Genomic DNA, 25,052 nt, shown 5'->3' with positions numbered 1-25,052 from the left:
TATGAAAATAGCTATCATTGGTGCTGGTCCTCGTGGACTTTCACTTTCAGAACGACTGATCGCTCATAGCAAACAAAACAAACAAGCCATCGACTTGCTGCTGTTTGATCCCTTTCTTCCTGGGGCAGTTTGGCGCACGGACCAATCGGCGGATCTGCTATTGAATTCTGTAACCAGTCAAGTCACCCTTTTCACGGATGACACATTAAGCACCGGCGGTCCCGTGGTCAAAGGACCTACCTTATACGAATGGGCAGTGACAGAAGGGAAACATTTCGCAGCCACGCATGCTCCTGAGCTCGTTGCGGAATGCACAGCACTTGATTCACTTGATCCTAACGGGCATTGCTCGCGGGCGTTATATGGCCTCTATCAGCAGTGGTTTTATCAGCAGCTATTAAAAGAGCTGCCTGAATCCATTACCGTCAACCATCTGTCAGACAGTGTCAGCTCCTTGACCCCTCTTTCCAAAAATCGCTACCAGTTGACGACGGCTCACCAAACATTTCTTGTTGATGCCGTCGTCTTAGCTACAGGCCATTCACAAGCCCAACTGTCAGCAGCAGAACAACGATTGGCGGCTGCCGCAGAAAATAATGGCTGGTTTTATGCACCGCCAGCCAATGCGGCAGATACGGATCTAACGGCGGTGAAAGCTGGCGAACCTGTGATTTTACGGGGACTAGGACTTGCCCTTTACGATTACGTCACCCGCTTGACCAGCGGTCGGGGCGGCACCTTCGTCAAAGTCAATGGATCCCTCGTCTATCAACCTTCTGGTGAAGAACCACAAATCATCGCAGGTTCTCGTCGGGGTGTCCCGTATCATCCTCGTGGCCGCAATCAAAAAACACCGACGCAGCAGCGAAAGCCCGTTTTTTTGACCCCTGAACGCCTCGCTGCTTGGCAAGCAGCCAAAACGGTTGCTGGCAAGACCCTGCTCTTCTATTTAAAAAAAGAGGCAGAACTCGTCTATTATCAGACGCTGCTTTTAGAAACACAGCTGCTGGACAAAGATCAGCTTGCCGCTTTTACCGCCGCCTTTGTTGCCTCTGAAGGATCTGAAGACTTGCTGAAAAAATGGCAGCTTCCTACGACGGAGTGGTGGTCATGGCAACAACTAGCCGACCCCTTTGCTCAGAAAAAGCAACAGTCGTTGCAAGACTTTTTCATTGCACTATTACGTACCCAAATCCAAGATGCCGAAAAAGGCAATCTAACAGGACCTATCAGCAGTGCCTTGGAAGTCTTCAAAGACCTGCGGGACCCGATTCGGTTTGTTCTCGATCATCAGCTAATGCCAGTACAAGACTTGAAAACACTCTTTTGGCAGTCTTTCGTTCCCTTGAACAGCTTTTTATCGATCGGTCCGCCGGTTCAGCGACTGCAGGAACTGGTGGCATTGATGGAAGCGGGAGTGGTGACCTTACTAGGTCCTGACATGACTGTTGAGATCGAGGAGGCTTACTGTACGTATTCAAAGCGATTTGACGACACACGCTATCACGCGACGCAACTAATTGAGGCTCGCATTCCATCGACAGCGATTCGTCGAACCAACAATTCCTTGTTGCGGCAACTGCTAAACGATCGGATTATTCACCCGCACCAGTTGGCGATCCCCAATGAGGTGCCTTTTGAGACGGGTGCGATCGCCATCGATCCTGAGACCAATCAGATCCTTGGGCCAGATGACCGCCCTTACCCTACCCTCTATTGTTTTGGGATTCCCACAGAAGGCATCCACTGGCTGACGGCTGCCACTGCTCAGCCAGGAACCGATGCTTGGAATTTACGGCAGGCAGACCAGATCGCCGCTGACCTCTTGCACCACACCTTCTAGTCGCTTCTGTTCTATCAAACGCAAACTTCCGAGGAAACGCTTCGGAAGTTTTTTGTTTTTCTTTCGCAAATCCGCAGAAAGGATTTCTCTTTTTTGAATATTCTTGAAATTTTCTTTAATTGTTACACGAAAATTGCGACTGTCCTAGAAAACCGTTACAATGGAAGAAACGAACGTAGGGAGGTTATCAGATGACCGCTGAATTACAAAAAATAGATGCCTTGATCGCAGAAGTGGAAAAAGTGATTTTAGGCAAACGAGATGTGATCCAATTTACCGTGGCTGCGCTGCTTGCTGGCGGACACGTTTTATTCGAAGATATCCCTGGTGTTGGGAAAACGATGTTGGTCAAATCGTTAGCCAAAGCCATTCAAAGTGACTACAAACGGGTACAGTTTACCCCAGACCTTTTACCTAACGATGTGTTAGGTGTGTCGATTTTTAATTCCCAAAGCCACCAGTTCGAGTTTCGTCCTGGCCCGATCTTCACCTCCGTCCTCTTGGCAGATGAGATCAACCGAACCACACCAAGGACGCAAGCCTCACTCTTAGAAGCCATGTCAGAAAATCATGTCACCATCGACAATCAAACGTACCCATTGAGTCCCCACTTTTTTGTTTTAGCCACGCAAAATCCAATCGAGTATGAAGGAACGTATCCTTTGCCTGAAGCCCAATTGGATCGTTTTTTGTTCCGCCTGCATATCGGTTACCCAGATTTTCAAGATGAGCTCGCCCTCTTGACTGGAAAACGACAGCAAAGCTTGGATCAGATCCAAACCATTTTACATGCTGATGAAGTGACCGCTTTAAAAGCGATGGTCGATGACGTGTATGTCGATGAGCGGGTCGCCCGTTACGCATTGCAGCTGGTTCAAGCGAGCCGTCAGCATAATGCCATTGACCTTGGTATCAGCCCTCGTGGTGGGATCGCCTTCTTAAAAGGGGCCAAAGCGTTAGCATTGACGGAAGGTCGGACCTTTGTCACGCCGCAAGACTTGCAGCGAATTTTACCAGCAGTCTTCGGTCATCGTTTATTACTGAAAGGTGGCGTTCATGCCAGCACGGAGACCCTTTCAGACTTGATGAAACAGATGATCCAACGAGTGCCTGTCCCAACGAGGAGATAGCGATGAAGAAAAAGAAGCTTGAACGCCTGCTGCGCCTCCTGTTGTTTAGCGCTGCCTATTTTCTGCTGCTGGCTTATTGTGTGATCTTCAATAATAATGCTGGCTGGAGCCTTTGGTTTTTACTGACTTTGTTATTGTTGCTTGATGCAGTATTCTTGCTCCCCTCCCTCAAGAAGGTCCAAATCATTTTAGAAGAATCGATCCAAGCTGAAACACACACAGCGATCACCTTACCGCTGCAAGTCTTCAAGTATCGCCCGACGCTGCTGCCGCTGGTCGATTTCACCTTAAAATTTGACGATCGTTTCAAGGAAAGTCATCACAGCGCCTTTTATCGAGGCAATCTGATTCGGCTGCAGCTGCCTTGGACCCCAAAGGAGCGAGGCATCTATGAAGAATTGCCCGTTCAATTGTACAGCCATGATCTCTTTGGCTTTTTTGAAAAAAGCTACGCTACAGTTGCGAAACAATCGATTTTGATCCTGCCTAAATTGGCGCCAGAAGCCGTTACCCTGCTGCCATTTTTTAAACAGCAAGTCCGCAGCCAAACCCACGGGGAACCCAATTTTTCTATTCGACAGTTCCGTCAATACCAGTTAGGGGATTCCTTAAAAAATATCGATTGGAAATTATCCAGCAAACAACAGGAATTGATCTATCGCGAACGAGAACATGAAGAAGAACAAGACATCGTTCTGCTCTTTTGGGGAGAAGATCATCCTGCTTTTGAAGAGACTTTATCACTGTTTTATTCGATCCACCATTTCTCGCAAAATCAACGACTTTTTCAGCCGCTCTTGATTGGTGACGGATTGACTTCTCCTTACCAAACGGATGCCGCTGCCTATGCCCAGATCCTTCCCTTCGAGAAAGTTCCTGAAGGGGTACCGCTTTTGACTGGCAGCCATCTTGTCTTCATTACCCCGGTTTTTACCCCACAACTGGAAGACTACCTCAGTCAGTTGGAAGCAAAAAACAGCTGCCAAGTGTTTACCTACGCTGATTTAATGAGGCAGTTGAATAAACTTGAGGAGGCGGTAGGATGAGATTTATTAAGAAAGCGCTGATTGGTCTTCTGACCTTTCTCAGTCTATCACTGGTGATCTTGCCGTTTATCGCAGTTTATGACCTTGGCAATCAGTTCACCCTTTTAACGTATGCCTTTAGTGTCTGTTTGATTTTGACCGTGGTGCCGAAAGTCCGTTACAGTTTGCCTTTGCTGGCAGCCGCTTGGCTGATCGTCTTGTATCGGATCTTTCCTTATGGGACTGCCTTTTCTTTTGATTGGCTGCTACGTTTTTGGCTAGACCTGCACCGTGCCTTTCAAGAGATCCTCAGCGGTGAAGTCGGCTATATCACCGAACTGGCGGCGGTGACATTGATCGTTAGTTGGGTTTTGTTTTTAGCGATCTTACCGATCGCTTATCAACGCTTTTTCTTGATTTACGCTACCATGATCGGCTACTTGCTAACAGTCGTGATTTTTAATCAATTTGATCTGACGTGGCATTTGATGGGTATTTTTCTTTGTGCCTTGGCTTCTTCACTGATCCAGCGCAGCGTCTTTCAATCCAGTCAAACGATCGCTCCCTGGTTCGCTGTGATGCTATTGATTGGTGGACTAGCCGTCACTGCTGTCTACTTGCCGCAAACGAGCCTGCGGGAACAGTTGGCAGCCCGTTCCACGCCTATACGGACAAATCTGAATCAGCTGGGTTTTTATCAATTTATTGAAGATCATGGCACGCCCAGCGGCTCTCGCACTGGATTCAGTGAAAACGACCGTCAATTAGGCGGACCACTACTGGATGATGCGACGATTTTATTTGAAGCGCAACAAGAAACCCCGCATTACTGGCGGGTGGAAAGCAAAGATTTTTATTCTGGTAAGGGCTGGATCAGTACGAGCCGCGAAGAGGCTCGCTTAGAAGCAGAGGCCGTCACGATCGCGGATCAAAGCTATCAGCAAGCCTATCTTGAGAACGAATCCGTTCGGATCCAATTTCAAAACCATGGAGACTATGTCCCATTGCCCTATGGACGCAGCACGTTGTCCCTTGAAAACGGTGCTCGCGGTTTTCAGATCAGCGACGCCATCCAGCGGGTCGATCTCATTGATCCACTCCCAGACACCACCTTGACCTTCGATTGGGACCATCCAGATTTTGCCGCAGAAAATCTCCAAAATCTGCCTTTGATCTATCCGGATTCGCCGATCGATTATATCCAGTTACCCGATTCTTTGCCGCAGCGGGTACGAGATCTCGCAGCTGAGATCACCGCTGACAGCAACAGTCTGTTTGATCAAGTCACGGCGGTTGAAAGCTATTTGAAAGATCCGCTCGTATTCCGCTATTCCAAAACCGATGCCGTCGTGCCTGCAGAAGAGCAAGATTATGTTGATCAATTTTTATTTGAATCACAAGTCGGCTACTGTGACAATTTTTCCACGGCAATGGTCGTGCTACTACGGAGTTTAGAGATCCCTGCTCGCTGGGCAAAAGGCTTTTCTCCTGGATCTCCTGCGACAGAAAACGGCATCACTACCTATACCGTTCGCAACTTGAATGCCCACTCATGGGTGGAGGTCTACTTTGACGGATACGGTTGGGTGCCTTTTGAACCGACCCCTAGTTTCCAAAATCCAGATCGTCCCGTGTTGACTCAAGAATCTACTAGCTCCGAAGAAACGCCGACCGCTAGCAGTGAAACAACACCAACGAGCAGCAGGGAAACAGAAAGTAGCGAAACCACGACCAGCAGTTCTGCAACAGCCGCGGTTACCGATGACGTTTGGTTGACTGAGGAGCTGAAACAAACGCTGCGCAATGGTTTCTTTGGAAGCTTAGCTCTCCTAGGACTTGGCCTGCTTTTCTATTTCCGCCATTCGTTTTTCCGTATTCATTTATGGTTGATCTGCCGCTTTAACAAACAGCCGCTAGTTGCTGCCTATCCTTTGTTTTTACGGCAAACGACGAAAGTTCTGTACCGTAACGAGGCGGAGCCGTTGATCGATTATGCCCAACGACTCGAAGCATTCTATCCACTGTTTCATGGTGATTTTATCCGCTTGACGCAGCAATACGAAGCCTACCTTTACAGCCAAGAACAGCCGGCTGGCCAAGAAGCCTTCTTGAAGCAAGTCGCTGCCCAAATCAGTCAGCTGAAAAAAATCAACTAAGCGGTGAGGATAAACGACAAAAAAACGTATCGATCAAAGGATCGATACGTTTTTTGCTCTAGGCGTTTCCTTGACGTTTTTGAACGGCAATAATAATCAGCTTTGTGATTTCCATCAAAACAACTGCTACAGCAGCCATTGCGATACATAGACCGACATGTCCTAAAGTGAAGGTTGCTGGAATCGCAAAGACTTCACGGATTCCAGGAATCAAGGTAATGCTGTATAGTCCACCACAAACGACGATCGCCAACCACACCATTTTATTGGCAAAAAGGCCAGCTTGCCAAGCAGTCTCGGTATTTGAGCGTGCTGGCAATGTTTGCAATGTCCGGCTCCAGATAAGTGTTGAGAAGGCCATCGCTACACCTAACTCAGGTGATTGACTCATCCCTAACCATTGTGCCAAAATCACGACAGCGGCAATCAAAATACCGCGATACGTTACTGAGATCAATGTTTTTCCAGTGAAGATACCAGCATTTGGATCTCTAGGCTGACGTTGCATGATGGTTGGTTCGGCTTTTTCCATTCCCAGAGCAATTGCTGGTAATGAGTCGTTGACTAAGTTGATAAAGAGTAGCTGCAAGGCAGTAAATGGATTGTCCCAACCCATCACTAAGGCAAAGACGATCGCAATGATCGCACCTAAGTTTCCAGCAAACAAATACGAAATGGCTTTTTTGATGTTGTCAAAGACGTTTCGGCCAACTTCTACGGCACGAATGATCGAGGCAAAGTTATCATCCGTCAAGACCATCGCCGCTGCATCTTTGGCAACGTCCGTTCCGGTTCCCATTGCGATCCCGATATCCGCTTGTTTCAAGGCGGGTGCATCATTGACCCCATCTCCGGTCATGGCAGAGATCTTGCCTTTGTCTTGCCAAGCCCGCACGATACGGATTTTATTTTCAGGCGAAACACGAGCATAAACCGTGATTTTGTCTAATTGATCCGCTAGTTCGGTTTCAGAAAGAGCATCCAATTCCGTACCAGTCAAGGCTAAATCGCCCTCGGCTGAAATACCGATCTCTTGTGCGATCGCCACGGCTGTCGTTTTGTGGTCCCCTGTGATCATAACTGTTTTGATACCAGCAGATTTAGCATCCGCTACGGCTTGTTTGACTTCTTTACGAGGAGGATCGATCATTGCCATCAAACCAACCAAAATCAGCTCGTTTTCATCCTCAAGTGTCAATTCTCGTGATTGGGCATCGGTCAATGGACGGTAAGCAAACGCCAAGACCCGTAATGCCCGTTTTGAGAATTCTTCGTTTTGATGTTGCAATTTATTTCTGATTTCATCTGTTAAAGGAACGACTTGATCATCGATCAAGACTTTAGTACTGCGGCCAAAGACGATGTCTGGACCACCTTTGGTCAACAATAAATGTTCGCCATCGATCTCATGTAAGGTAGACATCAATTTACGATCAGAATCGAAAGGCAATTCTTGCAAACGAGGAAACTGTTGACGAATTGCCCGATAAGGCTGATTTAGTTTCTCACTGTAATCCAGAAAAGCAATTTCAGTAGGGTCTCCTAGCTTCGCCCCATCTTCACTGATGGCAGCATCATTGGCCAAGACACTGATCTCTACTAAGCGTTTTTCAGGCAATGACCAGGTAGTTGGCTCATCGGAGAACGTGCCCGTTTGCCCATTTGGTAAATAGTAGTCAACAACGGTCATTTTGTTTTGGGTCAAAGTCCCGGTCTTATCGGTACAAACGATACTCGTTGAACCCAATGTTTCAACCGCTGGTAGTTTTCGAATGATGGCATGACGCTTCGCCATTTGTTTTGTTCCGATCGAAAGAACGATCGTCACGATCGATTGCAAGGCTTCTGGAATCGCTGCAACGGCTACGGCTACCGCAAACATAAAGACGTTGACTAAGTCTTGTGTCATATCACCTGTTCCGTCACCTAAGAACAACCGTGCGACTTGAACCCCTAAAATAATCAATGAAAGGACTAAGATCGCCAAGCTCAGTTTTTTACTGAAGCTGTCTAATCCTCTTTGCAATGGCGTTTTGTGTTCAACTGTACTTTCCAATAAGCCAGCCACTTGACCGATTTCCGTCACATTACCAGTCGCGGTTACAATAAACCGACCACGTCCATAAGTGACGATCGTTCCACTGAAGACCATGTTGTCACGGTCACCGATCGGTGCGGTACGATCGATCACACCTAATTCTTTTTCCGCTGGCGTTGATTCCCCAGTCAGCATTCCTTCATCGACCTTCAAAGAACCCTCTTCGATCAATCGACCATCTGCTGGTACATAGTCCCCAGCTTCTAAAATAACGATATCGCCGACAACCAATTCTTTCGCCAGCACACTTTGTTCTTTGCCATCCCGAATGACGTTAGCATCTGGTGCCGATAGGCTTTTCAAAGCGTCTAACGACCCTTCGGCTTTTTTCGTTTGAATCACACTGACGACGGAATTCAACAAGAGTACTGCGAAGATAACGATCGACTCAACGTGGGCACCCATAACCATTTGGATGATTGCCACGATCAGCAAGACGATCACCATCGCATCTTTGAAGGTATCTAAGAATAAGGCAAAGCTAGATTTCTTAGGTGCTTCCTTCAGCTGGTTCAAGCCATTTTCTAACCGCTTGGCTGCCTCTTGCTGCGTCAACCCCTCTGGACTGCTCTGGACCTCTGCCATAATTTCCGAGATTTCTTTTTGATACATTTCTTTCGCCAATTTTTTTGCCCCTTTTAATTTTATTTTCCTTAGGCACTCTGCTAGAAAAAAAGAGACCTAAGACAAGTATACGCTTGTCTTAGGTCTCACCATTTCAAATAATACCAGAAAGCTGTCGCCAGCTTACTTACTGTTGATATTATCGCAGCTTGCGCCACCGGTTACTCCCCTAAGGAATAATAATAAGAATGTATCATTATCATAACGGAAACTTTTGTGCTTGGCAACTATAAAACATCAATTTGAAAATTTTTTGAAAACATTCTTTTTGTTCCCATTCCTTTTTTTCTGTTACACTAAGGAAGAAAGAAATTTGTACGTTACAGGAGGAAAAACGATGGATCTTTTTGATACTTTTACCCGCCATAGCTCTGTCCGAGATTTTCAACCCCGGCCACTATCAAAGGAACTCAAGCAAAAATTAGTAACGGTTGCCCAGAGCGGTTCCAGTTCGAACTTTGTTCAAGCCTATTCAATCATTGAGGTCAGTGATCCTGAAAAACTGGCTGCCATCGAAGAAATTGCCGGTGCCCCAAATTACATCACTCGAACGGGCGTCTTCTATCTTTTTGTCGCCGACTTACATAAACACCAGCAGCTGCTGACCCAAGCAGGGGTGCCTGATACCCACTTAACCACGATGGAACCATTTATTGTGTCTGTCGTTGATACGACCATCGCTGCCCAAAATATGGTAGCTTACGCTGAAGCACAAGACTTAGGAATTTGTTACATCGGCGGCATCCGCAATGATTTGCCTCGTATCGCAGAACTTGTCGGCTTACCAAAATTGACGTTTCCGTTATTCGGTTTAACGATCGGCTATCCGCAACACAGAAATGAGCCGAAAGTCCGCTTGCCCCAAGAAGCGATCGTAAGTGTCGATCAGTATCAACCGCTGACGCAGGAGCAAACAGCCCAGTACAACCAAACGACAGAAGCCTATTATGCACAACGCAGCAGTAATCAACAGCAAACCAATTGGCAAACGAAAATGACGGAATTTTTCCGTGAACCGCGACGTCCAGATGTCGCTGCCTTTATGAAGCAACAAGGCTTCTCAGACCACTTCGGCGAATGAGGACACTAATTTCCACGGGAAAATAAAAAACGATCTTTGGCAAGGAATCTTGTCAGGATCGTTTTTTGCTTAGTGTAAAAAATCAAGTTCAGGCGGCTCTTGTATCTTTGTCGCGCTAATTAACGTGTGGCTTCTTGTGCGGCTTCGTTGACGGCAACTGCCTGCTCACATTTTTCCATTAATTCTACTAACGCTTTATCTAACACTGCTTCATTTTCGGAGGTTCGCTGACTGATTTGCGTCATAGGCTGCGCCGCAAGATCCAGCAAATAGGTAGGGATTGCTTCTTTTTCAGCAAAAGTGCCCTTGATCAGCGGCTGGTAGACAGACTCGCCACAGGGTCCGGTTTTGATAAAGGCTAGTTCGAACTGCGCCTTCCCTGACAAACGCAACCGATAGACCCCTTCTTTGGTCAGCAGTTTTTCATCGGCAAAGCGTGCCTGTAATCGTGCGAAACGTTCGTAATCCATGGTATCTGCTCCTTTTTGATTCCTTCTTTTCTCTAGTGTAACAAATTTCTTGTTAGCAAAACATCTTTTTCATAGAGAACGCCTCCTTTTTCCTCGTTTGGTAATTTTTCACTTTACAAACAGAACAAACGTTCGTATAATTCAAGTGAGGTGAATGTGTATGCCAGCTGCAAAAATCGCTTATGCAAAACAAGAAACCTATGCATTTGAAAAACACTATTATGAATTGGTAAACTTTCCCACACCAGTGGCGCTTTTGTTTGATGAATTCTCACTGACGATGGAGCGCAATCAAAAATCGTATATTGCGATCCCCGCGCGCTATTCCGTCTTAAAGGTTCCGCTCGTCTTTGTTTTTCGACTAGAGACTAAGGATGCGCCTGTTTATTATTATGAGCACGTACTCGCTGAAAATAAGATCATTCGCCGCTACAACCCCGAGCGTAACTATTTGCCCGGCGGAAGATAGACCAATGGTTCAACCCGTTTGCTATACTCAGCGGCTGCACTCTCCTGATGCATATCACTGAGCAGCAGTTCGAATATTTGTCATCCAAACGAAACCCCTCTATACTAAAAAGAAAGGGGTTTTTCACAATGACGAAAAAACCGCCGCAAACGTCTGAAGAAAAGGAAGCCGCTTCTAACAATATGGGACTGGGGATCGGTGTCGGAATGGCATTAGGTGCTGCATTTGGACTGCTGTTTTTTGACAACCTGGCATTAGGCATGGGTTTAGGCATCGCACTAGGTGTAGCGATCGGTGCGGGCATGGATCAAAAAAGCAGCAAAGACAAGAAATAGCTGCAGCAAGGAGCTGTATTTATCTGTTACAGCTTGCTGCCCAGTAAATACCAAAAAAGCCTAGGTTCTGCACTTGTTGTGCAAGACCTAGGCTTTTTTGCTACTTCGAGCAATATTCTCGAAAGCAGCTGCTTCACAGTTGGTTACAGCAGATTTCTTTTCGCCATTTCTGCGCGATACAGTTCATAGACCGCATCACTTTGCTTTGCATGGCTGCGGTAAAAGAGCCCATAAGAGAAAATCGCTTGGAAATTGCTTCCTTGATTTGCTCGTGCTACAGCATGGTACAAATTCGCCAATTGCTGATCAGACATCTTCCCGCTTTTGATTCGTTTGGCAACTGCTTTTTGGGAAAGGGTAAATAAAATCGTCGTAAATACTTGATAAACCACCCAAATCGCCAGAATAACCAAAATAAATTTCACCAAATCAGGCATCACTTTTCAACTCCTTACAAAAAGTAAATCATTCGGATGATTTGATGTCAATAATAAATTGGAACATTAACGATAAAAATAAACTCAATAACTATTCATTTATATACAAATGGTTCATCTAGTACACTACAAAACTTCTTATATCCAATTTACTCTTAACAAATAAACAAGTTGATTGATACGTGCAACACGTGTATAATAGTAATGTCAGGAGGTATGTGTGCACAATGCCGATGACACAAAAAGAAATGGTCAGCTTACTTAAATCTGCTGGGTGGAAAAAAACGAAAGGCGGCAAAGGCTCCCATATTAAAATGGAGAAGTCTGGTAAGAGACCTATCATTATTCCTCATGGTGAACTAAACAAATACACTGAACGAGGAATCAAGAAGGATGCCGGGCTAGTTTAGCCCCTCCTTCTTGCAGTAAACTAAGAATAAGGAGGTAAATAAAATGTTAGTCAGCTATCCCGCTCTGTTTTATTATGATAGTACAGAGGAAAGTAAAGCAAAATACTTTGTTTCATTTCCAGATTTTCCTAATCAAGCTGGTACACAAGGAGTAGATATTCCCGATGCGTTATTTATGGCTTCCGACTGGCTAGGAAACGTTTTGGCAAGTGATATTGAGACTGATCAGGACATTCCGTCTCCTTCTTCAATCAACCACTTGTCACTTGAAAAGGATCATCCTTTCAAAGATGATCCAACCTTTGACTTTACATACGATACTGATAAATCTTTTATCTCAATGGTTAGTGTTGATGTCTCAAAGTATCTAGGTAGTCAGGAACCTGTAAAGAAAACATTGACAATTCCTAAATGGGCGGATAAATTAGGACGAGACATGCACTTAAATTTTTCTAAAACACTCACTGATGCAATCACAGCTAAAAAACTAAAATAATGATTTTCTACACCTCATCACTATGAGGTGTTTTTTACTACTCATCCCCCTGTTCCATACTAAAAAAGTGCGGCATTCTCTCACATGAAAAAGATACGAGAATGCCGCACGAAACGTTCAATTGTATTTATTTAGCGAGTGAACAGACCCAATCAATCTCTCTTTATTTCGCCAAACGGTAGATAGCATCTGCATAGATCACCGCTGCGTTGAATAGGTCATCCAAGCTCATGAATTCATTGGCTTGGTGCATGGTGTCGACATAGCCAGGGAACATTGCGCCATAAGCAACGCCGCGTTTCAATAGACGACCGTATGTGCCGCCGCCGATGATTTGTTCGAAGCCTTTTTCGCCGGTATGTTCTTCATAAACCGCCAATAAAGTTTCTACCAATGGATCATCTGCTGGCACGTAGTGAGGTTCCATGTTGCGGTCATTGCGGGTAACGGTTGCCCCTTCCATACCGACGGTGCGTTCCACACCGATTTCAAGTCCTTCCGCAGTTACGCCTTTAGGATAACGGAAGTTCAATGCGATAAAGTTGTCTGCTTGCGTTCCTGCTTGGTTCGCTTTGAAAGCAAACAAGCCAGCATTCATTGTCAATTTACCCATTTTTTCGTCTTCGTACGCCACACCTAATTTTTCACCGTAGAAATCTTCATGGACATAGGCTGCTGCTGCATGGATGAATTGTTTTGCGCCGCCGCCAAAGGCATAGTTATCTAAGAAGACTGCTAAGAAAGTCCCCGCATTGATTCCTGATTGTGGGCTGGCACCATGAGCACCTTTACCGACTAATTCGATCGTCACTTGTTCATTTTCTGTTTCAATCGTCCCCGTCACTGGATTGGCTTCAACGTAATCGAAAAAGGCTTTTTCGATCGCTAATGCTTCTTCTGTTGATGGAGCAATGAAGCTTGCTGTTGCCGTTCCTGGTACCATATTTTCTCGCAAGCCAGCAGTAAAGCTTTGCAGCGTGAAGTCTCCTTCATTGTTGCCTTGGAAATGGATCCCTAAGGTCACATTTCCTTTTTCTCCATTGATGATTGGGAAATTGGCATCTGGTGAGAAGCCAAAATCAGGCTTTTCTTCATGCTCAAAGTAGTAATCCATATCTGCCCAGCCGCTTTCTTCATCAGAACCAACGACAAAACGGATTTTTTTCGATAATGGCAAGCCCAATTCTTTGATGATCTTCATCCCATAATAGGCAGCCATTGAAGGACCTTTATCATCAGAAGAACCACGAGCATAGATTTTGTTGTCATTGATGACTGGATCATAAGGATCGGTTGACCAGCCGTCACCTGCAGGAACAACATCCATGTGGCCGAAGATCCCTAATGTTTCGTCTCCTTCACCAAATTCGATGTGCCCGGCGTAGTTATCGACGTTTTTGACTGTGAAGCCATCACGTTCGCCATAAGCTAGCATGTGCAGCAACGCATCACGAGGTCCAGGACCAAATGGCGCATCCGCAGTCGCTTTATCATCTTCTCTTTCACTTTTCACTTTCAATAGATCAATCAAGTCGTTCAGCAAATCGTCTTTGCGGGCTTCGACCTCTTTTTTCCAATCGATTGTCATAGTGTTCCCTCCATTTCTGTTCTCGCTATTTATGATAACACTCTTAAACCAAAAAAGGAAAAAAAATTGCGCCTTTTTCCATGGGTCTTTTCTATGAAATTTCTAGGAAACAGGTATAATAAATATAACTCGATTTTGATTAACGAAAGGAGTCATTGCATGGAGCAACTTGATTCTGCAATTTTATCCAAAGTGATCCAACAGCGCCCGACAAAAAGCCACAAAGGCACGTTTGGCCGAGCCGTTTTAGTAGGGGGCAACCGCCAATTCGGTGGGGCGATCTTAATGGCTGCGCAAGCCTGTGTGTATGGGGGAACTGGTTTGACCACCGTGATCTCCGATGGCGTCAACCGAACCGCCCTGCACGCCCGCTTGCCTGAAGCGATGTTTGTCGATTGGCAGCAAACAGAACTGATCGATACGGTCACCGAATCGGCAGACGTCCTACTGATTGGTCCTGGATTAGGCGAAGGAAAAAGCAATTTTGATCTGCTGCAGCGGATCGTTTCTGCCCAAAAAGAACACCAATGGTTGGTGATCGATGGTTCGGCGATCAATTTGGCTGCCAAATATCCGCTGATCATCCCCTTTCCTGAACAAGTCGTCTTCACGCCGCATCAGATGGAATGGCAACGGCTCAGCGGACTGGCAATTGCCGACCAGACCGAAGAAAACAACCAGCAAGCCCAACAAAAACTCGGAAGTCTGGTAGTCTTAAAAAGCCATCGCACACAAATTTACGGCAGCAGCATCGCCCAAAATCCCCTCGGAACACCCGCAATGGCGACTGGCGGCATGGGTGATACGCTGGCAGGCATGATCACCAGCTTTTTGGCACAGTTTGAAAAAACAGAGGAAACGATCCACGCGGCTGTCTATCTCCATAGCCTGATTGGCGAAGCATTGGCAAAAGAGCACTATGTCGTTTTGCCGACACAAATCAGTGCCGCATTGCCTCAATGGATGAAAAAGCACCAAGCATCCGATCCAGAATGATTTCTGATAAACCATTCATCAAAAAAACGTCCCTTTCTGCATTTATCGAAAGGGACGTTTTTTCCAATGGTCAGCTAATTGTTAAAATAAACCACTCGCACTTCATACGGCGCCAAGGTTGCTGTTTGAGGGACTGCTTGATTGGTCTCTAAATCAACGACTTCTTTGATCAAGTGTAGTGTCTGCTCTTTCTCAGAAAAATTCATGATGAAAAAGTACGTTCGTTCTGGACTGAACCTGCCTTGGATCGAGACTGCAGGATTGGCATGCGCGATCCTTTCCTCTGCCAAGGACAGCTCACGGACCAAAGAGGCATAAAACTGTTCGAAAAAGTCATAGTTGGTGCGAGCCGCCAGATAGTAGGCGGTGCCGGCACCAAAGGTATTTTTGGTGATCGCAGGTGTTCCTTGGTAAAAATCCGCTTGATACTCCCCTAGTACCTCCGCTGTTTCGGCTTCGATGATTGCAGAATAGTCCCGTGTTTCAAAGGACTGTCCTTGAAAAACCACTTGATTATGTTCAGTGTCAAAAAGAGTTTCCAGCTCCAACACGTTGATGCCTAATAACCCTCGCAACGGCTGTGGCAAGCCCCCCAGATACAACAAGTCGGTTTCATTGACCATGCCGCTAAAGTAACTGGAAATCAAGGTACCACCGGCTTGTGTATACTGGCAAAGTTTTGCCATCGTCTCCGATGTCATCAAGTAAAGCATCGGAGCGATCACCAACTGATAGTCAGAAAAATCTTGCTCTGGCGTCAAAATATCGACAGCGATGTCTTGTTCCCAGAAATAACGATAATGCTCCTGCAACGTTTGCGGATACCGTCTGGTAGGTCGACCAAACCCGCCGCCTCGCTTCAATGCCCAGTTGCTTTCCCAATCAAAAAGGATCGCCACTGCTTTTTTTCTTGTGGTTCCTTGAATCTCTTTGATTTTTTCCAAGCGCTTGCCGTAAGCCGCAACTTCTTTGAAGACCCGATTCTCCGTGGAATCATCATGTCCCACGACTGCCCCATGGAATTTTTCTGAATTGCCGCGGGATTGGCGCCATTGAAAATACAAGGTACTATCTGAGCCGTGAGCGATCTGCTGCATGGCACTCAACTGATGGACACCAGGCTTTTTCGCTTTATTAAAGGAATGCCAGTTAACAAAACTCGGCGTGCATTCCATCACTAAAAAGGGCTGTTTCTTCAATGACCAGTACTGGTCATGCACATAGGCGGATTTCATCGCTGTCGCTGCCAAGGATTCAAAGTTGTTGTTCCAATCAGGGTAACTATCCCAGCTAACGATGTCCACATGACGAGCGAACTTGCTGTAGTCAATGCCTTCTAAAGGAATAAAATCTTGGGTAGCATGTCCTTCCGCCATAAAATTCGTTGTCACAGGAATGTCCGGTGTCAGCTGACGGATCGGCGCACATTCATGCAAATAAAAATCGATCGTCCTATCTGTGACAAATCGTTTCCAATCAAGATCCATGCCATGCACTTTGTGTTCCCCTAAAGGTGAAGGCGGTAAAACCTGCGACCAATCGGAGTAAGTACCGCCCCAAAAAGAAGTCCACCAGGCATGATTCAACGTGGCTAAATCACCATATTTTTTTTGCAGCCAGCTGCGCCAGTTTTCCTGACAATAGGAGCAAAAGCATTCCCCAGAGTACTCATTGGAGATATGCCACATGGCTAATGCCGGATGCTTGCCGTAACGTTTTGCCAACTGCTGATTGATTTGCGTCACCTTTTCCCGATAGATCGGTGAAGAGTAACAGTGATTGTGGCGAAACCCATGGGTATGTTTTTGCCCTTGGGCGTTGGTCCGATTGACTTCAGGATACTTTTGGCTTAGCCATTGAGGCCGCCCACCGCTAGGAGTGGCCAAAATGACTTTGCCGCCGATGCCATGGATCTGATCAAACACTCGATCCAACCAGTCAAACTGATAAACGCCTTCTTGCGGCTCTAAGGCACTCCAAGCAAACACCCCTAATGTGACGGTGTTGACATGGGCTTGCTGCATGTAGGCAAGATCCTTTTGCAAGATTTCTGGATAAGCCAGCCATTGATCGGGGTTGTAATCCCCGCCATGCATAAACTGCTGATCAAACAATTGATTGCTCATCATTCTACTCCTTTTTTGGCTTGTAACTGGTAGACAAATGATTGAAAATCGCCAGTGACTTGCGCTGTTCCATGGTTGACGGCATTAAACTGATAGGGTTTACGCAACCCTAATTGCTTTAACAGCTGACCAGAGACAGTTTCGCCATTGACCTGGTACACCTGTTGGGCATTAAGAAAGGCTGCGGGCAAAAAGTCTTCCGCCGTCGGATTGGCTTGTGCCAACACGCGAAAGAAAGCAATCAAGGCTTCTTCGTTTTGCGGATCATACACCGCCCAAGTCGTTTCATTGGCATGGTCCAACTGCTGCAGCTGGTAAAAAGTGCCAAAGGTCAGCAATTGCCGCTGTTTTTTATAAAAGACGATTTGGGATTTGATTGCCTGCTTTTCAGTTTCAGACAAATGAAAGAGATCGAGTTCATACCCCAAAGGCCCAAACATTGCGACGGTTTGCCGAAAGTCTAAAGACGTTGCCCGGCCGACTTGGTGGTTTGGTGCCGCCGACACGTGATTGCTGAAGGAGGACAAAGGATACCCTAACAACGTTCCGCTTTGGATGGCTAAACGTTCCACTGCATCACTATCATCACTAGGCCAAATCTGCGGACTGTAAAATAAGATCCCTAAATCGTATCTGCCCCCGCCGCCAGCACAGCCTTCGATCAAAAGGGTCGGAAACGCCGCTAAGATTTTTTCATATAAGCGATAAAGACCTAAAATGTAGCGATGATAAAACTCCGTCTGAGAAATCCCCTGTTCTGCTAAATAGTGAGAGTAAGCTTCAGTGATATTGCGGTTCATATCCCATTTGATGTAATCTAGCTTGGTTTCAAGGATCACTTTTTGCATCGCTTCGAAAATCGCCTCGACCACTGCTGGATTGGCAAAATCCAACACGTATTGTCCGCGCCCCACAGAGATCCGCTCATAAGGATGCTTGACTACCCACTCAGGATGCTCTTGGTACAACTGACTATCCGGCGAAACCATTTCTGGTTCAAACCAAATCCCCAGTTGCAGCTGCATGGCATGAATTTTCTCAGCAAAAGACCCGATTCCATTTGGAAATTTGGCAGAGTCCGCCACCCAATCGCCTAATGAACTGCGGTCGTTGTTACGTTTTCCAAACCAACCATCATCCAGCACAAAGCACTCCATCCCTAACGCCTTGCTTTCTTGGGCTAAGGTCAACAGCTTTTCTTCATTAAAATCAAAATAAGTCGCTTCCCAATTATTAAAGACGATCGGCCGCTGCCGCTTTTGCCAATAAGGGGCAATCACATGCTTTTCGATAAATTGGGCGGATTCTTGACTCAAGCCATTCAGACCAGCAGCGGTGAAGGTGAAGAGACATTCTGGGGCTTCAAAAGTTTCTCCTTGTGAAAGCTGCCAGCTGAAATGCTCAGGATGTATCCCCAACATCAATCGAACGTTGTCCCATTCATCCATTTCCGCTTGCGCCAAAAAGTTGCCCGAATAAATCAGGTTGGCACAATAGACGTGACCAGTGTCATTGGTGGCTTGCTGTTCTTTTAAGGCGACAAAAGGATTGTGCTGATGACCAGACGCTCCTTTTAACGAGCCGACACTGATCGTCCCTTGGGTCAAAGGGACCGTCTTGATATGCCGTTCTTTCAGCCATGCGCCTGAAAGATGCAGCAGTTCAAAATCGCGATTTTTCAGCTCCAAGACACCACTTAAAAAGCGCTGGATGGTTCTCGGCTTGCTCCCCGTATTGGTCAGTGTTTGCTGCCGCGTGATGGTTCCTGATCCTTTGAAGATCGTATAGGTGATCGCCATTTCCAGCTGCCGCTCTTGATCTACTAATTCAAAGACGATGCTTTGGCTTTCATCAGCAGAAGCAAAGCTGGCTGGTTGCGCCAGCTTTCGTTCTTTGCCCTCAAAACAGTGAAAAGCCACAAGTTTAAAATCAACATAAAGAGGGGTTTCTTCCTCAAAAACCGACACTGCCCCTTCTCGAAAATCAGAAGTCCCATACGTTGGCAATTCTTGAAAACGGTCCGCCAAGGTAAAAAGATTGTCTGCTTCAAAAAATTTGACGGTTCCTGCCGATTTATTCTCTTTTTTCTCAAGGTACGCTTGATCAAACGGCGCCAGTGTGCCTAGAGATGGCCCAAAATAGACATGACCCAGTTGCTGATTTGGTAACACATTTATGATATAACTGATTTTTTCATTGTATAAGTGAAAGAGTTGTTCATTCCTAATTTCTATCATTGCTATCCTCAATTTTCCCCATTTTTTTCATTTGTCCCTACTCGTTGACAAGCTGCTTCAAGATAACGCAAGCGTTTTTTGACGCCGCGATTGAAAAAGAATTTGTAAAACAGCGCCGCCAGCATAAAACTGTAGGTTGTTTTCTGCTGCGCAAAACGGCTTTGTTCCGAATACGTGACTTGCAGCTTCCCTTTTCGGCCTGGTGCAAAACTGTACCGTTGATCGATCACTCCTTCTTCATGGATCGTACGAAGCCACAGCTCATCCACGGCAATTTTTTTGACCGTCATGACGGCAGGTACCAACCGCGGGGCGGTTTTGGTTTGGATCATCGTTTCAATACGGCAGCCTTCCCCGAACGGTTCTTGGGCTTGTTTGGCTAGAAAGAATTTCTCTTGTTCCGCCAATAACACACGGGAAAAGTCCGTAGGTGTGGTATTCATTTGATAACTGCAAGACAATGTATCGGTTCTCATCACAAATTCCTTTCTAAAGGGTGCGCTATTGCATTCCTTTCCGTTTCTGGGCTTATCTTTCTTCTACCCTTTGATTGATCGTTTCAGATGCCGCTTGTTCATTTAATGCCGCTTCCGCTTTTTCTTCTTTCAAGTACCCGCGATCCATTACGATCAAGAATGGCACCCAGATCAAGGTCATTACGGCAACCGTCACTAACTGTAAGATTGCGCCGGCAACAGAACCCGTGCCTAACCAACCAGATAAGAAGACCGGGGTCGTCCAAACAACCGTTGCTCCAATTGGTCTTGGCACCAAGCCTGCGGCAATCGCAAAGTAAGAGATCGTCGTACTGGCTAATGGCGCTAAGATCCATGGGACAAAAGCGATCGGGTTCAAGACGATCGGCAAACCAAAGGTCATCGGTTCAGATACGTTGAAAACAGATGGAGCGATCACCGTCTTCATTAATTTTTTCATCCGAATCGAACGAGCGATAAAGAAGGCCATTGTAATCGAGATCCCCAGCTGCATTCCTTGATTGACGAACACGCCCATAAACGTAGTGTTAATGATATGGGGCAATTGTTCAGCCCCTGCTTTGTAAGCTTCATAGTTTTCAATCGCTAACGCATTCATGATTGGATCGATCACCGCATTGACCACTAGTGTCCCGTGAATCCCAAACCACCAGAAGAATTGGGTGAACAAGACGGCGATCAGTACTGCTGGCAACGTACCGCCTAAGCCCATCAATGGTTTTTGCAAAATCTCATAAACGAAATCAACGGCATTGCCCCATGAAGTAAAGGTGAACAAGTAGCGGATCAAATTGAAAAGGAACAACGGTGCCGCACCAGGAATGATGGCGACAAAGGATTCTGCGATCATTGGCGGAACCGAATCTGGCATTTTGATCGTCAGCCCAGCCGCACTGATTTTGCAATAGATCTGCGTAGCGATAATGGCCGTGATGATTCCGACAAACATTCCCTCAGCCCCTAATTTCGACAAGGGGATCACTGTACCTAACTCTTCGGATGAGCCAAAAGGCAGCAGCATCAAAAACGAAGACAGTGAGATGGCACCCGCAAATAATTTGGCTTGTCCATACTTGCCAGCCAACTGATAGCCGATCCCAAAAACAACGAAAATAGCGGTGATACTCATGGTCGCATTTCCGATAGGACCAAAAAAGTCGTTTAGAAACGTGATGAATCCCTCTGGAAGTTTTTCCGAGAGTCCGAAAGTAGCAGGCAGATTTTGAATAATAATCATAATTGACGCAAACATTGTTGCAGGAAAAGCGACCATAAACCCATCACGAAGACTTAACAAGTATTTGTTGTTGGCAATGATCTGAGCAAAAGGCACCATCTTTTCGGCTAATTTATCAATAAACTTCATTTCGTTTTCTCCTTTATTTTTAACTGTAAACGTTTACTACAATCAGTATAGTTGTTTAGTTAATGTTTACACAACCCCTAAAATAAAAAAAGATCAGACGTCACTGATCTTTTTCGGCAATCGATTCTCTAATGATCAATTCACTGCCACAAACGACGCGAACAGGCATCGTCCGCACCCCAAGGATTTTATTTTTCGCTAATTCGACACTCATCTGCCCCATCTCTTCAGCTTTCATCTTGACGGAAGACAGTGCGGGCGTCATAAATTGCGCCATTTCGATATCATCAAAACTAACGACTGACACATCTTTAGGAATTGATAGCCCCGCTTCAGCGAGTGCCTTGTAAACCCCGACAGCCATAGGATCGCTGGCAACGACGATCGCTGTGGGGCGAGGATTCATTTGCGCGATCTGCTGACCAAAATGCAAACCAGTCTCTGGTGACCATTTCCCCTGCAGCACGGTTGTGAACTTTTCCAATTTATTGAGCAGCATCCATTGGCGATAATTTTCTGCTCGAATCTCTTGTTCATCGTAAACGACTTCGCCAGAAATCGTCACTCGGCTGGCAACACCGCCCACAAAGGCAATATTCTCATGGCCCTTCTCTTTTAACAACGTGAGGATCTGGTGAGTCTTTTGGGCAAAATCGGTTTGGATGCAATCGTAGCTGGGTGCTTCACTATAATTATCCACCAGGATAATATTGGCATTTTGCTGACTGATCTCTGCCAAAGCATCGCTGGTCATCTCTCCAATAATAATGACTGCGCCATACTTCGCCAATTGTGCCAAATCTTTTTGAGGCTCCCGCATGGAAAAGGCCCGAATCGTTTTTAAGCGCCACTTCGCCGCTTCCTTTTCGATCCCATTGCGGATCATCATAAAATACGGATCGTTTCTTTCCGACTCTCGATCGTGGCGGGTAATGATGGCAATCGTGTTTTGGTCGCCGACGTCACGGGAATGGGATTGATTTTTTTCTTTTGAGTAGTTCATTTGGTTGGCGATCTCAATGACTCGCTGACGCGTGTGTTCATTGATACTGAAGGTTTCATCATTGTTAAGGATTCTAGAAACACTTGCTACCGACACCCCGGCTAATTTCGCGATATCTCTCATACTTGCCATAATTGCACCTCATCTGTTTACTGTTTACTAAATTTACATTCAGCATAGGCATAATTTTTGACCCTGTCAACCTTCTTTTCACAAAAAAACCGAAACTCCTTGGCTTTTCACTAAGGAAGTTTCGGGATACCCATTTGTTTTCTATTTGAGCGCTCGGTCACAGAGCACGACATTGACCAGATACAAGGTGCTGATCCCTAAGACCAATAAGTAGACAGGACCAAACAGGAAAAAGGTCAAGACAAGCGTCACTGTTGCTAAAAGATGTGCCTGTACTCGTTTGGGTGAACGAGCAAACTGATAAAAACTATAAAACAATGAGCTGGGCTGCTGCGGATAGGTGTGAAGCAGCCTCGTTTGATAAAGTAAGACCAAGCAAAACAAGCCAAAGGTGAACGCTAACGCGTAACTAGCGATCTGAAACAGCGGGTGCTGCAAACGGCTAAGGATAAAGCTGTCGGCCAAAAGCAGCAGGAAGAATAGACTGAGCAAACGGTCTTGCCCTTTTCTTGTTGTCCACTGTTGATGAAATGCCTGCTGAAAACGAGCTTTGCTGCTTGCCTCCAAGCCATCGTTACGCAGTTCCGTCAACGTCTCGATCAATGCTCGACTAGCAGTGGTACTCGTGATCAAAGGCAAGGAATACAACAGCCACATGCCTTGTAAAACCAGTAAATGCGGAAGCCAGTTGATGCCAGTCAACAGCGCTTGGTTTAAGCGTTGCGGGGTAACTTTTGTTCTCATCCTTTGGAACCTCCCGTCAGATCCATTCCCTCAATAAAGTAGCGTTGAGCGAGGAAGAACAGCAAGATCGTCGGCAATAGCACAAGCGTTGCTCCTGCCATCAAGTAGTTCCACTGGGTGGTTGATTGATTTTGGAAAACTTGCAGGCCAATCTGCAGCGTGTACTTTTCTTGGTTTTGAATATACAGTAATGGGCCTAAGAAATCATTCCATGCCCCATTGAAGGAGTTGATGGCAATCGTGATCAGCGCGGGTTTCGTCAATGGGATCATTAGATGGCTCCAAATATAAAGATGATTGGCGCCATCGATCTTAGCGGCTTCGATCAATTCATTGTTGACGGACAAGTAAAACTGCCGCATCAAGAAAATGTTAAAGGCGTTGCCGAAAAACGCTGGAACGATCAGCGGCAGATAGGTGCCGACCCAGCCGATTTTGGAAAACAAGACATATTGCGGGATCATCGTCACAAAGCCAGGAATCATCATTGTAGACAAGACGAGGGCAAAGATCAGATTTTTTCCTGGAAAGGCCAATTTTGCAAATCCATAAGCAATGAAGGAATTTGATAAGACATTCCCGAAGACCACTAAGACGGTAATGAATAACGTATTTTTTGCATACTGCCAAAATGGAAAGGCGTTGATGGTCTCCAAATAATTGCCAAGATTGATTTCTTCTGGGAAAAAGGTCGGCGGGTAGCGCACGATCTCCTCCATCGGTTTCAATGACGTAAAGACCATCCACAGCAACGGAATCAACAGCACGATCCCGATGATCGACATCACCACATAGCTGATGATTTTTTTGACTCGCTGTTGGCTTGATTTGCTTCGTGTTTTTGTCGTCATTTCCATTAGCTGCCACCTCCGGTATAGTGAACCCAGCGTGGTGCCAGCTTGAGATTGATAAAGGTCAAGACTAAGACGATCAAGAACAAGATCATCGACATGGCCATCGCATAGCCCATATCAAAGGCGACGAAGGCTTTGTTCCACATATGCAAATTATAGAAGAGCAGCGAATTTGCAGGACCGCCGGTACCATTTTTGGTCATCACGTATGCTTCTTGGAAAATTTGAAAAGAACCGATCGTTGAAGTAATCACATCATAGAAGATGATTGGCGTGATTAAAGGGATCGTAATATTTTTGAATTTCGCCCAGACTCCCGCCCCATCGATCTCAGCCGATTCGTACAGCGTCGGTGAAATATTTTGCAAGGTAGCTAGATACAAGAGCATCGCGCCCCCCGAACTCCAAATCTTCATCAAAATCAACGCTGGTTTCGTCCATTCGGGATCAAACAGCCATGCTGGACCTTTGATATTGAACCAGCTCAAGAAGGTATTGATCAATCCTGCGGAAGGAGATAATAATTGCATCCATAAGACGTAGACGGCAACCCCTGAAAGGATCGCTGGCAAGTAAAAGGTGGTTCGGAAGAAACTGATTCCGCGGATTTTTTGATTCAATAACGTGGCTAGAAAGACACTGAACAACGTGGTTAAGGGAACATTGAAGAGTACAAAATACGCCGTGTTATAGAGAGATTTCCAAAACAGGGTATCTTGCGTGAACATGCGGGTAAAGTTCTTAAAGCCGATAAAATTCATTTTCGAAGTCAGATTGTAATCGGTAAAGCTTCCTACGAAGGAAAACAGCATGGGCCCTAACATAAACACCACGAACCCAAGCAAAAATGGTGCTACGAAGAAGTAGCCCCAAAGAGCTTCTTGCCGTTTACTTTTTGAACGCTTCTTTGGCATTCCTTCCACTCCATTCTATTT

At 45.9% G+C, this 25,052-nt stretch carries 22 protein-coding genes; 10 read left to right on the top strand and 12 right to left on the bottom strand.

Annotated elements, in window-relative coordinates; all coding sequences use genetic code 11:
• The first annotated feature begins 1 nt into the window (after position 1).
• The 4 genes from IGJ44_RS05275 (at position 2) to IGJ44_RS05260 (ending at position 6,154) form a co-directional block, all read left to right on the top strand.
• Complete coding sequence (locus tag IGJ44_RS05275; protein ID WP_074535008.1) at positions 2-1,843, top strand: FAD/NAD(P)-binding protein; 1,842 nt, start codon at positions 2-4, stop codon at positions 1,841-1,843.
• A gap of 191 nt (positions 1,844-2,034) precedes the next feature.
• A complete protein-coding gene (locus tag IGJ44_RS05270) occupies positions 2,035-2,973 on the top strand; it encodes an AAA family ATPase (RefSeq protein WP_005225502.1) in 939 nt (312 codons plus the stop codon).
• Between the two features lie 2 nt (positions 2,974-2,975).
• Positions 2,976-4,019 carry a DUF58 domain-containing protein gene (locus IGJ44_RS05265; protein WP_167826819.1) on the top strand — a complete coding sequence of 348 codons (1,044 nt, stop codon included), beginning with the start codon at positions 2,976-2,978 and terminating at the stop codon, positions 4,017-4,019.
• The gene (locus IGJ44_RS05260; protein WP_167826820.1) at positions 4,016-6,154 is read left to right on the top strand and encodes a transglutaminase-like domain-containing protein; all 2,139 of its coding nucleotides are present in this window, start codon (positions 4,016-4,018) and stop codon (positions 6,152-6,154) included. The genes IGJ44_RS05265 and IGJ44_RS05260 overlap by 4 nt, the downstream gene beginning before the upstream one ends.
• A 58-nt stretch (positions 6,155-6,212) precedes the next feature.
• On the opposite strand, the gene IGJ44_RS05255 is transcribed toward IGJ44_RS05260, so the two are convergent.
• Entirely contained in the window at positions 6,213-8,864 is a 2,652-nt protein-coding gene (locus IGJ44_RS05255) for a cation-translocating P-type ATPase (RefSeq protein ID WP_430606570.1), read from the bottom strand.
• Between the two features lie 349 nt (positions 8,865-9,213).
• Here IGJ44_RS05255 and IGJ44_RS05250 point away from each other — a divergent pair, with 349 nt between their 5' ends.
• Positions 9,214-9,957, top strand: a complete 744-nt coding sequence (locus IGJ44_RS05250; protein ID WP_005225498.1) for an NADPH-dependent oxidoreductase — start codon at positions 9,214-9,216, stop codon at positions 9,955-9,957.
• Positions 9,958-10,076: 119 nt separating this feature from the next.
• Here the strand turns inward: IGJ44_RS05250 and IGJ44_RS05245 are convergent, their stop codons facing one another.
• Entirely contained in the window at positions 10,077-10,427 is a 351-nt protein-coding gene (locus IGJ44_RS05245; RefSeq protein WP_074932192.1) for a hypothetical protein, read from the bottom strand.
• Positions 10,428-10,587: 160 nt separating this feature from the next.
• Between IGJ44_RS05245 and IGJ44_RS05240 the strand changes: the two genes are divergently transcribed.
• A complete protein-coding gene (locus tag IGJ44_RS05240; protein WP_240934852.1) occupies positions 10,588-10,896 on the top strand; it encodes a DUF5960 family protein in 309 nt (102 codons plus the stop codon).
• A 128-nt stretch (positions 10,897-11,024) separates the two neighbouring features.
• Positions 11,025-11,231 (top strand): hypothetical protein, encoded by a 207-nt coding sequence (locus tag IGJ44_RS05235; protein ID WP_034857684.1) that lies wholly within the window; start codon positions 11,025-11,027, stop codon positions 11,229-11,231.
• A 143-nt stretch (positions 11,232-11,374) separates the two neighbouring features.
• Here IGJ44_RS05235 and IGJ44_RS05230 read toward each other — a convergent pair whose 3' ends face one another.
• The gene (locus tag IGJ44_RS05230) at positions 11,375-11,668 is read right to left on the bottom strand and encodes a hypothetical protein (RefSeq protein WP_005234725.1); all 294 of its coding nucleotides are present in this window, start codon (positions 11,666-11,668) and stop codon (positions 11,375-11,377) included.
• Positions 11,669-11,895: 227 nt separating this feature from the next.
• On the opposite strand from IGJ44_RS05230, the gene IGJ44_RS05225 reads away from it, so the two are divergent.
• Both IGJ44_RS05225 and IGJ44_RS05220 read left to right on the top strand, forming a co-directional pair.
• Entirely contained in the window at positions 11,896-12,078 is a 183-nt protein-coding gene (locus tag IGJ44_RS05225; protein WP_167826822.1) for a type II toxin-antitoxin system HicA family toxin, read from the top strand.
• A gap of 43 nt (positions 12,079-12,121) precedes the next feature.
• Positions 12,122-12,574: a type II toxin-antitoxin system HicB family antitoxin gene (locus IGJ44_RS05220; protein ID WP_167826823.1), complete on the top strand. Its 453-nt coding sequence runs from the start codon at positions 12,122-12,124 to the stop codon at positions 12,572-12,574.
• 163 nt (positions 12,575-12,737) lie between these two features.
• On the opposite strand, the gene pepV is transcribed toward IGJ44_RS05220, so the two are convergent.
• Complete coding sequence (gene pepV, locus IGJ44_RS05215; protein WP_005225493.1) at positions 12,738-14,162, bottom strand: dipeptidase PepV; 1,425 nt, start codon at positions 14,160-14,162, stop codon at positions 12,738-12,740.
• Between the two features lie 159 nt (positions 14,163-14,321).
• On the opposite strand from pepV, the gene IGJ44_RS05210 reads away from it, so the two are divergent.
• Positions 14,322-15,158, top strand: a complete 837-nt coding sequence (locus IGJ44_RS05210) for an NAD(P)H-hydrate dehydratase (protein WP_086292014.1) — start codon at positions 14,322-14,324, stop codon at positions 15,156-15,158.
• Between the two features lie 74 nt (positions 15,159-15,232).
• Here IGJ44_RS05210 and IGJ44_RS05205 read toward each other — a convergent pair whose 3' ends face one another.
• The 8 genes from IGJ44_RS05205 to IGJ44_RS05170 all read right to left on the bottom strand — a co-directional run bounded on the left by IGJ44_RS05205 (position 15,233) and on the right by IGJ44_RS05170 (position 25,031).
• Positions 15,233-17,287: a beta-galactosidase gene (locus tag IGJ44_RS05205; protein WP_081343843.1), complete on the bottom strand. Its 2,055-nt coding sequence runs from the start codon at positions 17,285-17,287 to the stop codon at positions 15,233-15,235.
• Positions 17,284-19,521 carry an alpha-galactosidase gene (locus IGJ44_RS05200; protein ID WP_074534999.1) on the bottom strand — a complete coding sequence of 746 codons (2,238 nt, stop codon included), beginning with the start codon at positions 19,519-19,521 and terminating at the stop codon, positions 17,284-17,286. The genes IGJ44_RS05205 and IGJ44_RS05200 overlap by 4 nt, the downstream gene beginning before the upstream one ends.
• A gap of 8 nt (positions 19,522-19,529) precedes the next feature.
• Positions 19,530-19,997 (bottom strand): hypothetical protein, encoded by a 468-nt coding sequence (locus IGJ44_RS05195; protein ID WP_074534998.1) that lies wholly within the window; start codon positions 19,995-19,997, stop codon positions 19,530-19,532.
• 52 nt (positions 19,998-20,049) lie between these two features.
• On the bottom strand, positions 20,050-21,384 hold the full coding sequence (locus tag IGJ44_RS05190; protein WP_008379001.1) for a PTS sugar transporter subunit IIC: 1,335 nt from the start codon (positions 21,382-21,384) through the stop codon (positions 20,050-20,052).
• 100 nt (positions 21,385-21,484) lie between these two features.
• Positions 21,485-22,519, bottom strand: a complete 1,035-nt coding sequence (locus IGJ44_RS05185) for a LacI family DNA-binding transcriptional regulator (RefSeq protein WP_074534997.1) — start codon at positions 22,517-22,519, stop codon at positions 21,485-21,487.
• 141 nt (positions 22,520-22,660) lie between these two features.
• Entirely contained in the window at positions 22,661-23,263 is a 603-nt protein-coding gene (locus tag IGJ44_RS05180) for a hypothetical protein (protein ID WP_074534996.1), read from the bottom strand.
• On the bottom strand, positions 23,260-24,120 hold the full coding sequence (locus IGJ44_RS05175) for a carbohydrate ABC transporter permease (RefSeq protein WP_005225484.1): 861 nt from the start codon (positions 24,118-24,120) through the stop codon (positions 23,260-23,262). The genes IGJ44_RS05180 and IGJ44_RS05175 overlap by 4 nt, the downstream gene beginning before the upstream one ends.
• Positions 24,120-25,031 carry a carbohydrate ABC transporter permease gene (locus tag IGJ44_RS05170; RefSeq protein ID WP_005234717.1) on the bottom strand — a complete coding sequence of 304 codons (912 nt, stop codon included), beginning with the start codon at positions 25,029-25,031 and terminating at the stop codon, positions 24,120-24,122. Before IGJ44_RS05170 ends, IGJ44_RS05175 begins: the two co-directional genes overlap by 1 nt.
• Positions 25,032-25,052 lie beyond the last annotated feature (21 nt).

Origin of the sequence: Enterococcus sp. DIV1368d, from assembly GCF_050542975.1 — a bacterium.
GTDB classification, from domain to species: Bacteria; Bacillota; Bacilli; order Lactobacillales; family Enterococcaceae; genus Enterococcus_D; species Enterococcus_D casseliflavus.
The sequence above is the reverse complement of the archived record's forward strand: the minus strand, read 5'-3'. Positions and strand labels throughout refer to the sequence as shown.

Excerpts from the sequence above, each read along its gene's own strand:
- IGJ44_RS05235 (WP_034857684.1), top strand. The coding sequence starts at position 11,025 with ATGACGAAAAAACCGCCGCAAACGTCTGAAGAAAAGGAAGCCGCTTCT.
- IGJ44_RS05205 (WP_081343843.1), bottom strand. The coding sequence starts at position 17,287 with ATGATGAGCAATCAATTGTTTGATCAGCAGTTTATGCATGGCGGGGAT.
- IGJ44_RS05220 (WP_167826823.1), top strand. The coding sequence starts at position 12,122 with ATGTTAGTCAGCTATCCCGCTCTGTTTTATTATGATAGTACAGAGGAA.
- IGJ44_RS05225 (WP_167826822.1), top strand. The coding sequence starts at position 11,896 with ATGCCGATGACACAAAAAGAAATGGTCAGCTTACTTAAATCTGCTGGG.
- IGJ44_RS05255 (WP_430606570.1), bottom strand. The coding sequence starts at position 8,864 with ATGTATCAAAAAGAAATCTCGGAAATTATGGCAGAGGTCCAGAGCAGT.
- IGJ44_RS05270 (WP_005225502.1), top strand. The coding sequence starts at position 2,035 with ATGACCGCTGAATTACAAAAAATAGATGCCTTGATCGCAGAAGTGGAA.
- IGJ44_RS05260 (WP_167826820.1), top strand. The coding sequence starts at position 4,016 with ATGAGATTTATTAAGAAAGCGCTGATTGGTCTTCTGACCTTTCTCAGT.
- IGJ44_RS05200 (WP_074534999.1), bottom strand. The coding sequence starts at position 19,521 with ATGATAGAAATTAGGAATGAACAACTCTTTCACTTATACAATGAAAAA.
- IGJ44_RS05210 (WP_086292014.1), top strand. The coding sequence starts at position 14,322 with ATGGAGCAACTTGATTCTGCAATTTTATCCAAAGTGATCCAACAGCGC.
- IGJ44_RS05275 (WP_074535008.1), top strand. The coding sequence starts at position 2 with ATGAAAATAGCTATCATTGGTGCTGGTCCTCGTGGACTTTCACTTTCA.
- IGJ44_RS05245 (WP_074932192.1), bottom strand. The coding sequence starts at position 10,427 with ATGGATTACGAACGTTTCGCACGATTACAGGCACGCTTTGCCGATGAA.
- IGJ44_RS05265 (WP_167826819.1), top strand. The coding sequence starts at position 2,976 with ATGAAGAAAAAGAAGCTTGAACGCCTGCTGCGCCTCCTGTTGTTTAGC.
- IGJ44_RS05185 (WP_074534997.1), bottom strand. The coding sequence starts at position 22,519 with ATGGCAAGTATGAGAGATATCGCGAAATTAGCCGGGGTGTCGGTAGCA.
- IGJ44_RS05195 (WP_074534998.1), bottom strand. The coding sequence starts at position 19,997 with ATGAGAACCGATACATTGTCTTGCAGTTATCAAATGAATACCACACCT.
- IGJ44_RS05250 (WP_005225498.1), top strand. The coding sequence starts at position 9,214 with ATGGATCTTTTTGATACTTTTACCCGCCATAGCTCTGTCCGAGATTTT.
- IGJ44_RS05190 (WP_008379001.1), bottom strand. The coding sequence starts at position 21,384 with ATGAAGTTTATTGATAAATTAGCCGAAAAGATGGTGCCTTTTGCTCAG.
- IGJ44_RS05230 (WP_005234725.1), bottom strand. The coding sequence starts at position 11,668 with ATGCCTGATTTGGTGAAATTTATTTTGGTTATTCTGGCGATTTGGGTG.
- IGJ44_RS05175 (WP_005225484.1), bottom strand. The coding sequence starts at position 24,120 with ATGGAAATGACGACAAAAACACGAAGCAAATCAAGCCAACAGCGAGTC.
- IGJ44_RS05240 (WP_240934852.1), top strand. The coding sequence starts at position 10,588 with ATGCCAGCTGCAAAAATCGCTTATGCAAAACAAGAAACCTATGCATTT.
- pepV (WP_005225493.1), bottom strand. The coding sequence starts at position 14,162 with ATGACAATCGATTGGAAAAAAGAGGTCGAAGCCCGCAAAGACGATTTG.
- IGJ44_RS05170 (WP_005234717.1), bottom strand. The coding sequence starts at position 25,031 with ATGCCAAAGAAGCGTTCAAAAAGTAAACGGCAAGAAGCTCTTTGGGGC.
- IGJ44_RS05180 (WP_074534996.1), bottom strand. The coding sequence starts at position 23,263 with ATGAGAACAAAAGTTACCCCGCAACGCTTAAACCAAGCGCTGTTGACT.